The 14,339-nt window shown below is 35.0% G+C and carries 13 protein-coding genes and 2 tRNA genes; 9 read left to right on the top strand and 6 right to left on the bottom strand.

The window, feature by feature from the left end; genetic code table 11:
• The first annotated feature begins 2 nt into the window (after positions 1 to 2).
• The 5 genes from hisH to ispD all read left to right on the top strand — a co-directional run bounded on the left by hisH (position 3) and on the right by ispD (position 6,080).
• Complete coding sequence (hisH, locus tag FLY87_RS03985) at positions 3 to 614, top strand: imidazole glycerol phosphate synthase subunit HisH (protein ID WP_028842138.1); 612 nt, start codon at positions 3 to 5, stop codon at positions 612 to 614.
• Entirely contained in the window at positions 611 to 2,482 is a 1,872-nt protein-coding gene (gene selB / locus FLY87_RS03980) for a selenocysteine-specific translation elongation factor (protein WP_012546044.1), read from the top strand. Before hisH ends, selB begins: the two co-directional genes overlap by 4 nt.
• 1 nt (position 2,483) lies before the next feature.
• Entirely contained in the window at positions 2,484 to 3,914 is a 1,431-nt protein-coding gene (locus tag FLY87_RS03975; RefSeq protein ID WP_012545143.1) for a DegQ family serine endoprotease, read from the top strand.
• A gap of 227 nt (positions 3,915 to 4,141) precedes the next feature.
• The gene (locus tag FLY87_RS03970; RefSeq protein WP_169720686.1) at positions 4,142 to 4,915 is read left to right on the top strand and encodes a PIN/TRAM domain-containing protein; all 774 of its coding nucleotides are present in this window, start codon (positions 4,142 to 4,144) and stop codon (positions 4,913 to 4,915) included.
• Position 4,916: 1 nt separating this feature from the next.
• A complete protein-coding gene (gene ispD / locus FLY87_RS03965) occupies positions 4,917 to 6,080 on the top strand; it encodes a 2-C-methyl-D-erythritol 4-phosphate cytidylyltransferase (protein WP_012546162.1) in 1,164 nt (387 codons plus the stop codon).
• Here the strand turns inward: ispD and FLY87_RS03960 are convergent.
• The gene (locus tag FLY87_RS03960) at positions 6,069 to 7,085 is read right to left on the bottom strand and encodes an alpha-hydroxy-acid oxidizing protein (protein ID WP_141266342.1); all 1,017 of its coding nucleotides are present in this window, start codon (positions 7,083 to 7,085) and stop codon (positions 6,069 to 6,071) included. The genes ispD and FLY87_RS03960 overlap by 12 nt on opposite strands.
• Before the next feature lie 49 nt (positions 7,086 to 7,134).
• Here FLY87_RS03960 and FLY87_RS03955 point away from each other — a divergent pair.
• Positions 7,135 to 7,207 (top strand) — tRNA-Ala (locus FLY87_RS03955).
• Positions 7,208 to 7,444: 237 nt separating this feature from the next.
• Here the strand turns inward: FLY87_RS03955 and FLY87_RS03950 are convergent.
• Positions 7,445 to 7,526: transfer RNA gene (locus tag FLY87_RS03950), tRNA-Leu, on the bottom strand.
• A gap of 218 nt (positions 7,527 to 7,744) precedes the next feature.
• Between FLY87_RS03950 and FLY87_RS03945 the strand changes: the two genes are divergently transcribed.
• From FLY87_RS03945 to FLY87_RS03935, 3 genes are read left to right on the top strand one after another with little or no spacing between them, the layout of a single operon-like run.
• Positions 7,745 to 8,683 carry a TIGR01212 family radical SAM protein gene (locus FLY87_RS03945; protein WP_141266341.1) on the top strand — a complete coding sequence of 313 codons (939 nt, stop codon included), beginning with the start codon at positions 7,745 to 7,747 and terminating at the stop codon, positions 8,681 to 8,683.
• A complete protein-coding gene (locus FLY87_RS03940; protein WP_141266340.1) occupies positions 8,628 to 10,151 on the top strand; it encodes a YifB family Mg chelatase-like AAA ATPase in 1,524 nt (507 codons plus the stop codon). The genes FLY87_RS03945 and FLY87_RS03940 overlap by 56 nt, the downstream gene beginning before the upstream one ends.
• Positions 10,151 to 10,792, top strand: a complete 642-nt coding sequence (locus FLY87_RS03935) for a LysE family translocator (protein ID WP_141266339.1) — start codon at positions 10,151 to 10,153, stop codon at positions 10,790 to 10,792. Before FLY87_RS03940 ends, FLY87_RS03935 begins: the two co-directional genes overlap by 1 nt.
• A gap of 153 nt (positions 10,793 to 10,945) precedes the next feature.
• Here the strand turns inward: FLY87_RS03935 and FLY87_RS03930 are convergent, their stop codons facing one another.
• The 4 genes from FLY87_RS03930 to otsB are packed head-to-tail and all read right to left on the bottom strand — an operon-like array spanning position 10,946 to position 14,339.
• The gene (locus FLY87_RS03930; RefSeq protein WP_219994997.1) at positions 10,946 to 12,190 is read right to left on the bottom strand and encodes a glycosyltransferase; all 1,245 of its coding nucleotides are present in this window, start codon (positions 12,188 to 12,190) and stop codon (positions 10,946 to 10,948) included.
• Positions 12,183 to 13,154, bottom strand: a complete 972-nt coding sequence (locus FLY87_RS03925) for a DUF5752 family protein (RefSeq protein ID WP_181405978.1) — start codon at positions 13,152 to 13,154, stop codon at positions 12,183 to 12,185. Before FLY87_RS03925 ends, FLY87_RS03930 begins: the two co-directional genes overlap by 8 nt.
• Positions 13,151 to 13,576 (bottom strand): hypothetical protein, encoded by a 426-nt coding sequence (locus tag FLY87_RS03920; protein WP_141266337.1) that lies wholly within the window; start codon positions 13,574 to 13,576, stop codon positions 13,151 to 13,153. The genes FLY87_RS03925 and FLY87_RS03920 overlap by 4 nt, the downstream gene beginning before the upstream one ends.
• Positions 13,569 to 14,339, bottom strand: coding sequence for a trehalose-phosphatase (gene otsB, locus FLY87_RS03915; protein WP_141266336.1), 771 nt, complete (start codon positions 14,337 to 14,339; stop codon positions 13,569 to 13,571). The genes FLY87_RS03920 and otsB overlap by 8 nt, the downstream gene beginning before the upstream one ends.

Below are 14,339 nucleotides of genomic sequence, written 5' to 3'. Positions count from 1 at the left end.
CCATGATTGCACTTGTTGATTATGGAATGGGAAACATACGCAGTGTTTCAAAGGCAATTGAAGCAGTAGGAGGAGAGGTTTCTATTACTCAAAGCCCTGAAGAAATAAGAAAGGCAAAGGCTATAGTTTTACCAGGTGTTGGTGCTTTTCGTGACTGTATGAGCAATCTCACAGAACTTGGACTTCTTGAGACTGTTAGAGAAGAAATTCTTAAAGGAAAGCCATATCTTGGAATCTGTCTTGGTATGCAAATTTTATTTACAGAGTCTGAGGAATTTGGAATGTGCAAAGGTCTTGATCTAATTAAAGGAAAAGTGACACGATTCAAACTACCACAGGATTACAAAATTCCTCATATGGGTTGGAATACGGTAATTTTTAAGAAAAAAAGTAAACTTTTATCAGAGATTTCTAATAATTCCTATTTCTATTTTGTCCATTCTTACTATGTAGTGCCTGAGGAAAGTAATTTTGTTGGTGGAGTTACAGAATATGGGATAGAATTTACTTCAATGATTATTTATGAAAATATTTTCGCAACTCAGTTTCATCCTGAAAAATCTCAAAAAATGGGGTTAAAACTTCTCAGTAATTTTATTCAGTTTATCCAATGAAAAAGGTAATATTGGGAACAGCAGGACATATTGACCATGGGAAAAGTTCTGTGGTAAAGGCACTTACTGGTATAGACCCTGACAGATTAAAGGAGGAAAAAGAAAGAGGCATAACAATAGACCTTGGTTTTGCTAATATTGTTTATCCCGATGTAGTTGTTGGTATTGTTGATGTTCCAGGACATGAGAGATTGATAAAAAACATGCTTGCCGGTGTAGGCGGAATGGACATGGTAATGCTTGTTGTTGCTGCTGATGAAGGTGTCATGCCTCAGACAAAGGAGCATCTTGCCATATGTAACCTTTTAAAAATAAAGTCTGGTATAATAGCCCTTAATAAAGCTGACCTTGTTGATGAAGAAACATTGGAACTTGCTAAGGAAGATGTGAAAGAAGCTGTAAAAGGGACTTTCCTTGAAAATGCTGAGATTGTTGCTGTGTCTGCAAAAACAGGCTTGAATATTGAGGTATTAAAGGGAAAAATTAGAGAACTTGCTCTAAAGGTCAGTGAAAAATCAACTGGTGGAATATTTAGAATGCCTATTGATAGAGTTTTTACTCTTAAGGGTTTTGGAACAGTTGTAACAGGAACAGTCCTTAGCGGTGCAATAACCATTGACTCTCCTGTTGAAATTCTTCCCGCAGGAATTACTTCAAAAGTGAGAGGACTTCAGAGTCATGGCCAGGCTTTAAAAGAGGTCTATGCAGGACAGAGAGTAGGAATAAATCTTCAGGGAGTATCAAAAGAAGACATTAAAAGAGGAGATATTGTTACGGTCCCTGGAAAACTGAAACCTTCTTCTTTTATTGAAGTAAAACTGGAACTTTTAAAAGATGTAAAACCTTTAAAACACGGAATACCTGTTCATTTTTACCTTACAACATCTGAAACAGTAGGTAAACTAAAACTTTTTAACAAAACTGAAGTTTTACCTGATGAAGAAGCATATGCTCATATAAAGTTGCAGGACCCTATAGTTGCAATGGCTGGAGATAGATTTATTCTGAGAAGATTTTCTCCCCTTGAAACTCTTGGAGGAGGGATTGTTATTGACCCTGAACCACCAAGAAAAAAGAAGGATATAACACCTGAGCATCTTGAAATTCTTTTTAGTGGAGCATTGTATGAGAAATTAGAGGTTAAAATTAAAAGAAGAGCATTTAACGGTATTTCTATTTCTGAACTTGAAGGATGGATAAATAGTGATATAATTCAAATTAAAACAGCTGTAGATGAGCTCATAAAAAAAAGAAGAATTATAAATGCGGAAAATCATCTTTTTCATATAGATATTTTCAACGAGTTTAAATCTTCTCTTTTAAATTTACTTAAAGAATTTCATGCGACCAATCCGTTTAAGGAAGGATTGCCAAAAGAAGAACTAAAGGTAAAACTTTCTCTTGACAGATTTCCAAAAGTTTTAATGTTATTGCCCTATATTGAAGATGTTTCAATACAAGGTAATACAGTAAAGTTAAAATCAGTAAGTAAAGAAAAAATTGATCCGCTATTGGAAGAAAAAATAATAAAAGAGCTTCAAAAAGAATTCCAGCCACCTTTTAAAGATGAACTTGCTCAAACTCTTTCAATTTCTGAGTCAAAATTAACTGACATTTTAAAAATAATTGCTAAACAGGGGAAGATAGTCAGAATCAATGATTCCTTATATCTTACGATTGAGAATTATAACAAAATGATTAATTTGCTTAAAGATTTCTTTTCAAAAAAGAATGAGATGACAGTTTCTGAATTCAGAACACTTCTTAATACAACAAGAAAATATGCTATAGCATATCTTGAGCATCTTGATTCCCAGAAAATAACTCTTCGTGTAGGAGAAATTAGAAAAATGGTCAAACGAGGATAAAATGAATAGGAAAAAACTCAGTTTAATTATTTTAATTTTTGCTATTGGATGTCTAACAGGAGCAATAATCTTTTATTTGATAACTGCACCAAGACAGTCTATTCCTATTTATAGAGATATTACAGAACCTGTCAAAAGCTTTGCTGAAATTGTAAAAGCGGTTTCTCCTTCAGTTGTAAATATCTCCACAACCAGAACTGTACAGACTCCTCCGACACTTGAAGATCTTTTTGAGTTTCTACCACCTTTTGGTAATTCTCATAGCAAGAAATGGAAAGAAATGAGCATGGGTTCTGGAGTGATTGTTTCAAATGATGGATACCTGCTAACTAACTATCATGTTGTTGAGCAAGCAGAAGACATAAAAGTAACTCTTTATGATAGAAGAACATTTAAGGCTACAATAATAGGTGCTGATCCCAAAACAGATTTAGCTGTAATTAAAATAAATGCAAAAGATTTACCTGTTGCACCATGGGGTGATTCTGATAAGCTTCAAGTTGGAGACTTTGTTCTTGCTATAGGGAATCCTTACGGATTAACGCATACTGTAACAATGGGGATAATAAGTGCAACTGGTAGAGCTGACGTGGGAATTGCTGACTATGAGGATTTTATTCAGACAGATGCAGCAATTAATCCAGGAAACTCAGGTGGACCTCTTGTAAACATAAAGGGAGAAATCATAGGAATAAATACAGCAATATTTTCAAGAACAGGAGGATATCAGGGAATTGGATTTGCTGTTCCAAGCAATATGGCACGAGTTATAAAAGATAGCTTGATAAAGGAAGGGAAGGTTATAAGAGGATGGATAGGAATAATGGTTCAGGATTTAACAGCTGAACTGGCTGAAAAATTTGGACTAAAAGAACCTTACGGAGTTATTGTTACAGATGTGACCAAACAATCGCCAGCTTACAGGGCTGGACTTCGTAGAGGTGATATTATTATTGAATATGATGGGAAACAGATAACAGAAAGTGCTATCTTAAAAAATCTTGTAGCTCAAAGTAAGGTCGGTTCAATTGTAAATTTGAAAATTTTCAGAGAAGGACAAAATTATACAACTTCAGTTACAATTGCTCAACTTCCTTCTGAACAGTTTCAAGAAACTAAAATTTTCAAAAAAACAACAGGAAAATTTGAAAATCCATTCAAAGGAATTTCAGTAATTGACCTTGAATCATCAATGGCAAAACAGATTGGAGCAGACCCTGAAGACAGAGGAGTGGTTGTTTATAAGATTGAACCAGGTTCACCTGCGGAGACAGCAGGACTTAGGAAAGGAGACCTGATAATGGAAATTGAAAGGCAAAAAATACTATCCGCTTCTGATTTTCAAAGAGCTATACAGAAAATTTCAAAGCCTGATGTTCTGGTTTTGATAAACAGAGGCGGTAAAAAATTTTATATGATTTTAGGCTCATGAGTTTTTTAATTTTTCTTTTTGCTATAACTCTGTTTGCTATTGTTTCGGTTAATTTACAGGCTCAAGGGTTTATCCTGCATCCCTTCGTGACAGGTTTAATTATTTTAGCAGGTAGTATTTTTTTAACTATTTTTATCTACTTAAAACTGAAAAAAATGACTAGTTCACAAATTTTATTTTGCTTTTTAGGACTTTTTTTAGGAATTTTCACAGGGATTCTTCTAAGTTTGCCTTTATTAATCTTATCCTCAAACCTTAATTCTGTCGCTTTCAGTTTTATAACAGCTTTTGGATATGCTGGTGCGATTTTTGGTTTTAAAAAGGCTGAAACAATCAAACTTGCTGATATTTTATGGATAATTAAAAAAGAAGCTATATGGGAAGAACCAAAAATTCTTGATACCAATGTTCTTATAGATGGTAGAATTGCAGACCTTATAGAACTCGGCTTTGTAAAGGGGACAATATTAATTCCAAGATTTGTTTTAAGAGAAATTCAATATATTGCAGATTCTCCAGACCCCCTAAGAAGAGCAAAAGGCAGAAGAGCTCTGGATATTCTACAGAGGATTAAAAGAGCAGAAAAAATAAGATTTGAGATTGTTGAAAAAGATATTCCAGAAATAAAAGAAGTTGATACAAAACTTATTGAACTTTCAAGAATTTTGAAAGGAACACTAATTACAAATGACCAGAATCTTATAAAAATTGCTCAATTAAGGGGAGTGCCTGTTTTAAATCTAAATGAGCTTGCTCAGGCAATGAGACCTCCTGTGCTTCCAGGTGAAGTTTTAAGGCTTTTCATAGTTAAAGAAGGCAAAGAACCTGATCAAGGAGTTGCTTACTTGGATGATGGAACAATGGTAGTTGTTGAAGAAGGAAGGTCAAGCATTGGTAGAACCATTGATGTTGTAATTCACAGTGTTTTACAGACAGGGACAGGAAGAATGATATTTGGAAAGCCGAAAACTGACGATCCTTTTGGTGAAAAAGAACAATAGAATGAAACGCAGTGTTATAGTAGTTGCAGCTGGTGCAGGAAAAAGGTTCGGTTCTCCAGATAAAGTACTTGTTGAAATCAATAATAAACCTCTTTTTATGTTCCCTCTTCAAACCTTTGAAAATACGCAATTTATTGATGATATATGGATTGTAACACGAAAAGAAGCGATTGAAAGAATAAAAGAAATCATTCAGAGCTTTAAAATTCAAAAGGTAAAAGGAATTATAGAAGGAGGAACTGAGAGACAGGATTCTGTTTATAATGCTTTAAAAGTATTACATAAAGATACTGATGTTGTATTGATTCATGATGCGGCAAGACCTTTAATTAGCAAAGAACTAATAGAAAGAATTATTGACGCTATGAATCCTGAGATTGATGGTGTAATCCCTGTAGTTGAATTAACTGATACGATTAAATGGATTAAACAGAAAAATATTATTGGTGGTACTCTTAATAGAAACATTTTGAGAGCAGTTCAAACACCTCAGGCATTCTGGTTTAAGAGACTTTTTCAAGCATATGAAAAGGCATATGAAGAAGGAATTTATGGAACAGATGATGCTTTTTTAGTAGAAAGATATGGTGGTAAAGTGATTGCTGTAAAAGGTGATGAAAAAAATATTAAAATAACAATAAAACAAGATTTAGAAAAAATGAAGTCATTTTTACAATATGATGAAATGAGTTCCTTAAGGATAGGGATAGGATATGATAGCCACAGACTTGTTTTTGGCAAGAAACTTATCATTGGTGGAGTTGAAATTCCTTATGAAAAAGGACTTGAAGGATATTCTGATGCAGATGTTCTTATACATGCAATAATTGACGCTATATTAGGTTCTGCAGGACTTGATGATATAGGTAGGCATTTCCCTGATACAGATTCTCAATATAAAGATATTTCAAGCTTTATTTTACTTAAAAGAACCCTTGAACTTGTAAAAAAGCAAAAAATTAAACCTGTATGGGTTGACTGCACGATTTTTGCTGAAAAGCCTAAGCTGTCTCCTTATATTTCAGCTATGAAAGAAAATTTGCACAAAATTGGGCTAAATGTAAATATTAAAGCAAAAACTAATGAAGGAATGGGTTTTATTGGAAGAGGTGAGGGGATTGCTGCTCAAGCAATATGCCTGAGCAGCATTACATTAGACCCTTAAGATATTTTGAGGTACATTTTTTACAGATGCAACTCCTGTAAGAAGCATTGCCTGTTTTAGTTCATTTTTTATATTTTCAAAATAAAGTTTAAGTCCTTCTTTCCCTCCACCAAAAACAGCGACCACAACAGGTCTTCCTATAAGCACAGCATCTGCCCCAAGTGCCAAAAGTTTGAGCACATCAACTCCTGAGCGGACTCCGCCATCTGCAATGATTGTTATTTTGCCTTTAAGTTTTTCTGTAATTTCAGGCAAAACTTCTGCAACCCCTGGTGTATGGTCAAGAATTCTTCCACCATGATTTGAGACAACAATGGCTGCTACTCCCATATTGTATGCTATTTCTGCTTCTCTTAGTGTCATTATTCCCTTTAAAATAAAAGGAAGTTTTGTTGCTTTAACAAGCTCTTCAATCTCTTTCGGAGATTTCGGACTTACTGGTTGTCCCTTAAGTGCCATTGTAATAAGTCCAGCTCCATCAATATCAACTCCCACGGCAATAGCTCCTGCCTCTTCAGCAATACGAATTCTTTTAATTATTTCGTCCTGAGTTCTTGGTTTAATTATCGGAATTCCTTTTCCATTATTTTGTTTGATTGCATTAATTCCACTTCCATACATTAATGGGTCTGCTCCGTCACCTATCCATCCAAGAGTGCCTGCCATAAGAGAGCCTGCAATTACTTCCTGTGTATAAACATCCTCAGTAACAGCTCCTCCCATGTTATATGTTGTACCAGTTATTGGTGCTGCCATAACAGGAAGGGAAAGCATTTGCCCGAAGATTTCAACTGATGTATTAGGTTCTTTTACATCATGAATAGTGGAAAGGTTGAGTTTAATCTTATTTAAAGCCTCAATATTAGCCTTAAAAGAAGAGCCTGTGCCAACACCTCCCATTCCCGGAACTTCTCCTGCACAGACAACTCCATTACATACAGGGCATACACGACAATATGGTTTAAGCTTTTCTTTCGCTGCTTTCTTTACTTCTTGCCAGTTCATCTTCCCTCCTAAGAAAAATTTTATTTGATATGATATTATAAAACATAAAGGGCGGTTAGCTCAGCTGGGAGAGCGCCAGAATCGCACTCTGGAGGTCGGGGGTTCAAATCCCCTACCGTCCATAAGATTTTTCAAGGGTTTATGAAGATTGTTAAGTTCACTTAGGATACTACATGTGATAACATTGTGATAAATCCCGCTGTCAAGCACAGTTTTAAACCTCTTTCTTGTGTGACTCTGAAAGATAGGAATATTTCAAGGTCATTGCCAAACTTTTATTTCCTAAAAGTTCTTGAACTGTTTTAATAGCCAGCATCCTTCATGTTTGCAGATTAGATTGATTTTTAAGGAAATTTTAATGCCGAAGGCGGGACTCGAACCCGCACGGGTTTCCCCACACGCCCCTCAAACGTGCGTGTCTACCAGTTCCACCACTTCGGCTAATTATAATAATACCAAGAACTGTAAGTTTGTTTCAAGCTTTTTACGTCCTTAAATTTGTCTTGTCTTTTGTTCATGAGAGATTTTTTGTTTTTTTAAATTTATCCCAAAGAAAAATATGAAATTATTAAAAAATCATGATAACATATGATATGTATAGAAAAAATCTTGAATTGAAGTTAATTGACTAAACTCTTTCAAATATATTAGAAAAAACTATGATGAATCGCTATTATTCATTTGGAGAGTATTTAAAAGAAATATTCGGGAAAAAAGTCTATAAAGTAAACGTAGACGCAGGCTTTACATGTCCAAACAGGGATGGAACACTTGGAACAACTGGCTGTATTTACTGTAACAATGATTCCTTTAGGCCATCAAGTTGCGCACCTTCAAAGCCGCTTATTGACCAAATTAAAAATGGAATAGGATATTTAAAAGCAAGATATAAAGCAAAAGCCTTTCTTGTTTATTTTCAACCTTATACAAATACTTATGCGTCTGTAGACCATCTTGAAAAACTTTATAAAGAAGCTCTTTCTCATCCAGAAGTAGTTGGACTTGCAATCGGAACACGTCCTGACTGTGTTGATGATGAAAAACTTGAGTTACTTCAAATGCTATCAAAAACTCATATGATAATTGTTGAATATGGAATGCAGTCAATTTATGAAAAATCTCTTGCGTATATTATGCGAGGGCATGATTATTCTACATTTCTTAAAGCTGTTTATAAGACTCATGAAAGAGGTATTTTAGTCGGAGCACACATAATTGTTGGAATTCCTACAGAAACAAGAGAAGAATCGCTTGCTATGGCAGATGAGATAAATCGCCATCCCATAAAGTTTCTTAAGATTCATCAACTTCAGGTTGTAAAAGATACTGTGCTTGCCCGTATATATGAGAGAGAGCCTTTTAAGGTTTTTGAGTATGAAGAGTATCTTGATTTTGTGGTAGATTTTCTTGAGAGACTCAGTCCAGATATTGTAATTCAGAGACTTTTTGCAACCTCACCTGATGAGATTTTAATTGCCCCTAAATGGAACCGCTCAAAACAGCAGATTTTGAATGACATAAATAAAAGGCTTGAGGAGAGAAATGCTCGCCAGGGTTCAAAGTGCTCATTTAATAGGCATAGAGCCTTATGCTGTTGATGTAGAGGTTGACATAGCTCAAAGAGGGCTGCCTCATTTTAATATTGTGGGACTTCCAGACACAGCAGTTAAAGAGTCTCGGGATAGAATAAAAGCTGCTTTTAAAAACACAGGATTTCCCTTTCCCATCAAGCAGATTACAGTAAATCTTGCTCCAGCAGACCTAAAAAAAGAGGGCTCTTCCTTTGACCTTCCCATTGCTGTAGGGATCCTGGCTGCAGAAGGGCATGTTCCCAAAGATGTTCTCAAGGATTTTTTAATTGTTGGAGAACTAGCACTTGAAGGCAGACTTAGACCTGTAAAAGGAACACTCTGTATTGCTTCAAAGCTTAATGAACTGGGAGTAAAAAAATTAATTGTTCCCATGAAAAATGCTTCTGAAGCAGCAGTTGTGAAAGATGTAGAAGTTTATGCTGTGGAAGATTTATCAGAGGTGGTAGAGTTTCTTAGAGGACAAAAGAATATTAAGCCATTCACTTCGGAGATTGATTTTTCTGAATCCAGCATCTATGAAGACCTTGCAGATGTAAAAGGACAGTTTCAGGCAAAAAGAGCACTTGAGATATCTGCAGCAGGTGGACACAATATTTTATTTATTGGACCACCAGGAAGTGGTAAAAGTATGCTTGCCCGTAGGCTTCCAGGGATACTTCCTTCCATGACAGTTGATGAGGCAATAGAGACAACAAAGATATACAGTGTGGCAGGACTGCTTCCTGATGGAAAAGGACTAATTACCACTCGCCCGTTTCGCAGCCCCCATCACTCATCCAGTGATGTAAGTTTGATAGGTGGTGGACAGATTCCTAAACCTGGTGAAGTATCACTTGCTCATAATGGAGTGCTCTTTCTGGATGAACTACCTGAGTTTAAAAGAAATGTTTTAGAGGTGCTGAGACAACCTCTTGAAGACGGCTTTGTAACAGTTGCTCGCAGTTATGCTACAGTTCAATTTCCTTCAAGATTTTTGCTGGTTGCAGCAATGAACCCATGTCCTTGCGGACATTCTGGAGACAGTCTTAAACCCTGCACCTGTACACCCCAGATGATAATTCGTTATCGTTCAAGGGTATCAGGTCCTCTTCTTGACAGGATTGACATACACATTGAAGTTCCAAGAGTTAACTATCAGGAACTCAAAGATGATACACCATCAGAAAGCTCAAAAAATGTTCGTGAGAGAGTGATAAGAGCAAGACAGATTCAGCTAAAAAGATTTAAGGACGAAGGAATATACTGCAATGCTCACATGAAAACGAAGCATTTAAAAAAATTCTGCAAAATTGATGAGGACTGCCACAGCCTGCTACAGTCTGCCATGGAAAAATTGGGCTTGTCTGCAAGGGCACACTCAAAGATAATTAAAGTTGCAAGGACAATAGCTGACCTTGAAGGCTCTGAAAACATCAAAGCCTCCCATATAGCAGAGGCAATTCAGTATCGCAGTCTTGAAAGGTTAAGTTTTTAATGTTTAAAGTCCTTTTTATTGGAATTTCATCCTTTATCATAGCTCTATCAGGTGCAATGATGCCAGGACCTCTTTTTGCAGTAACAGTATCAGAAACACCTCGTAGAGGCTGGATTACAGGACCTGTTTTGGTAGCAGGTCATGGAATTCTTGAGCTTTCTCTTTTACTTTTGATTGTTTCTGGTCTTGGAAGTTTTTTACAGATGAATGAAACTTTTATTGCTGTTGCACTGGTTGGTGGTATATTTTTATTTTTTATGGGGCTTTCAATGTTTCGTTCACTGCCAAAACTTAGCCTGCAAAATGAATTTAACAGCCAGGCAAAGGGCTCTCTTTTTTTATCAGGAATTTTGTTAAGTCTGGCAAACCCTTACTGGTCTTTCTGGTGGGCAACAATAGGGCTTGGATATCTTGTTCAATCAATGGAAATTGGCATATTAGGAATTGTGGCATTTTTCACAGGACATATTCTTGGAGATTTAGCCTGGTATTCAGGTGTTTCATTGGGAGTGCATAAAGGCAAGAGAATTCTCAATGACAGACTTTACAGAAAAATAGTCTTTTTCTGTGCCTTAATCCTTATAGGCTTTTCCTTTTACTTCATCTGGAAAGGGATTGAGAGGGTAAAATATTTTTTTTAACTATACTTATGATAAAGTGGCGAGAAATTTTTGATAAGATTGAACCTCTTATTTTTTCTCTCGAAGCCATTGTTATCACAGGAATGAGAAGAACGGGCAAAACAAAGGAATATACCAGACTTGAAAATACAGTATTCTGTTTTCAGATTTAACTTAAAGATATATCAACTCCTCTTTGTAGTATTGAGAAAGGAAAAGAAGCAGATAATCTTTGAGATGCCTTGTTATAAGAAAGTTTTGCTTTACATGGGCATGTCCATTTTTCCCGAGCCACTGTGCAAACTCTGGATTTGAAAGAAGTGTTTTTATTGAATAGGCAGCTCCCTCTATTGAATGGCAGAGCAGACCTGTAATTTTGTGCTTTACCTGAAGTAAAATCCCTCCAACAGCAGATGCGACAACTGGTTTACCTTTCCACAATGCTTCTGTTACTGTTAGTCCGAAGCCTTCTTTTATTGATTTTTGAACAATCACTGTTGCTGCCCTCTGTAGCGCATTTATCTCTATGTCACTATCAGGTGGAAGAAGGAGTATATGTATATCGGGATTTTTATCTGCTACCTCTTTAACCTCTGATAAAACTTTATCTGACTCTGGGTCATCAGTGGCTGTTCCGCCAGCAAGAATTAACTGACAGGGAATTGTTTTCCTCACTATTTCAAAGGCTTTTATCACACCAACAGGGTCTTTAAGATAATCAAACCGCGAAACCTGAAGAATTATAGGTTTTTTTCTATCAATTCCGTATTTGTCCAGAACAGCACTAATCTGTTCGTCTGATAGCTCTTTATTTTTATTGCTTAAAGGGTCAATAGATGGATAAATCAGGAACATTCTGATTTTAAGCATTTTGGCAAAGTTTGGAGCAGAAAAAACAGATGCATCATACTGTTCAACATACTCTTTGATAAAATTCCACACTCTTTCATCAGGCTTTGAAACATCAATATGGCATCGCCAGAGCCATTTTTCTCCAATTTCATGTCTTTTTTGAATAAGAGCAACAGGTTGAGGGTCATGAACGAAAATTATATCTCCTGTAATTTCCATTTCTTCAGAGTTTTTTCTATTTACTTCAAGAAAATACTCAAACTCACTTTCTTTGAATTCCTCTTTTTTCCCATGCAGAGCATTATGAAATTTTTTTGTAATATTGAAAAATTCATTGTCTCCCTTAATAACACTCCACTTGGCTTCTACTCCCAGTTCATTTAAAAATGGAACCATTCTCGCAAGAATCTCGGCAACTCCTCCTCCAATATATGTAGAGTTAATATTCAGAATTTTTTTACCTGAAAGCTTGTCTGCAAGAATTTTTAACTCTTCAAGTGATGATTTACCAATTATTGGCTCATAATCTCTGAGTTTTGGTTTTTGAAACTGCAATTCTTTATCCAACTGTTACCTCCGCTTCAAGATGACTCTCAATTAAGTAAATTATTTGACTTCTTATGCCTTCAATTGTATGCATATAGGGATCTATGCTCATGATAGCCTCTGCAAGTTTTTTTTCACCAAGACTTTCACTGAGCCAAAGAGAAAAATCATTGGAGATTTTGCCAACTCTTAACTTTGCTTCATATATATGAAAAAACAGTGAATTGGGGCTTATAAACTTCAAAATCTGGACAAATTCTCTTAAATCATGGGCAATATAAGGTGTTGGCATTATTACACTTACAGATTTAATAAAATGAAACTCTTCACCTTCCTCACAGTCTTTATCACTGGGGTTATTAATGATATATTCCTCAATTATGTCAGATAGTCTTTTTCTTATTTCTCCAATATTTGAGAACTCAAAGATGTCAATTGTAGAAAGTTTTTCAGCAAGAGCTTCATATCCTAAAATATTTCCAATCCATAGGGCAAAATCATTTGATGGCTGAGGAATGAGATAGTGATACTCCTCAATAAAATCATGAGTATGATAGAAAATAACAGAGTCAGGCATTTCTTTTATGTATTTCAATAGTTCAGTTAGATTTCTTGCTTTCAATCCTGTTAGTTCCTTTGCATTAAGTCTTGTATAAAATCTGAATGGTTCTTTTGCTTTTTTAAGAGGTTTTCTAAGAATCTCAAGCTTGGCTTTGATAAGTCTGCTATTTGGTATAATTAATGTTTTTTCGTCAAAGCTTTTTATCTCAATATGCCTCCAAGTTATGTTTACAACTGTACCTTCTTCACCAGATTCCAGTTTGATATAGTCTCCCTTTTTGATTATCTCACCATTTATAATTTCAAAACCGGCAATAAAATTTGAAATATTTTCTCTCAGAGCAAAAAAAGCTATTGCACAGCCAAGAATTATAAAAAGAATAAATGGAGTTGTGGGAATTTTCCATATTTCAAATAATATCAAAATTCCAACAGTAATAAAAGTAATAATATTGCATTTTTAAGCCTTTGAAAGGGTTTTAAAAGAGGTTTTTTAATACTTTGGGAGTAAAGGTTTAAAATTCCCATACCTGCTCTAAAAAGAACATAAGTTAAAGATATTAGGAACACTGTGATAAGAACTCTGCAGATAATAATATAAAGATTACCCTTAATTGGTGAGAGTTCTACTGCTGTATAGACCCCAAGGATTAAAATAGAGTAAAAAATTATGATTGCAAGATTTGAAATTAATATTTCTTTACCAGCCCACTTTACTGATTTAAGTCTGTCAATAATATATTTAGAGAATTTGAACCTTATAAAGAAAGCTAAGATTACAAATGAGACAAAAACTGTCAGGGGAACAAAAAAGGTAAACCAGTTTTTTTCAAACCATTCAAACATTTAAGACCTCATTCATAATTGTAACAAATTTATAAACCTCACCCTGATTTCTGATAAAATATTTTGCCATTGTTTTTTTTGAATTTCCAACCCTGATGGTCAATCCCCTATCATTAATTTTACTAAATACTGTCTCATCTGTGATGTCATCACCAATAAAAATTGGGTAGTGTTTGTTTTGAAAGTTATCTATCAAAAATGAAACTGCACTGCCCTTATTCCAATTAACTGCTGGTAAAATTTCAAAAACCATTTTTCCATACAAGACTTTTATATAGTTACCTTTATATTTGCTGATCATATCAAAAAATATTTTTTTCAGTTCTTTTCTTTTTTCAGGCTCTACCTGACGATAGTGAATTGTAAAGGAAAAATCCTTTTTTTCAATCAGCATTCCAGCAAATTTATCAGTCAATTTTTTAAACTTTCTGTAAGCCTCATTGATATAAGGGGTTAGCCTTTCAGCATCTGGATTAATATACTTTATCTCAGGGCTTTCTATTTGCAAACCATGACTTCCACTGTAGTAAAGTCCTCTGATTGAGATTCTCTTTCTTAAATCTTTCAAATCCCTGCCACTCAGTATCCCAATTTTTATTTTGTTTTTAAGCTTCTGAAGAAGTTTTTTTAATTCGTAAGATAAATAACAATCTTCCGGATTTTTCATAATTGGAACAAGAGTTCCATCAAAATCAAAAAAGAGAAATATGTTTTTCCCTTTTACAAGCTCAATCCAGTTTGAATTAAAAAGATACTCTGCCAT

This window comes from Thermodesulfovibrio sp. Kuro-1 (assembly GCF_006538445.1).
GTDB lineage: Bacteria > Nitrospirota > Thermodesulfovibrionia > Thermodesulfovibrionales > Thermodesulfovibrionaceae > Thermodesulfovibrio > Thermodesulfovibrio yellowstonii.
This window is presented reverse-complemented; position numbering and strand designations above follow the sequence as displayed.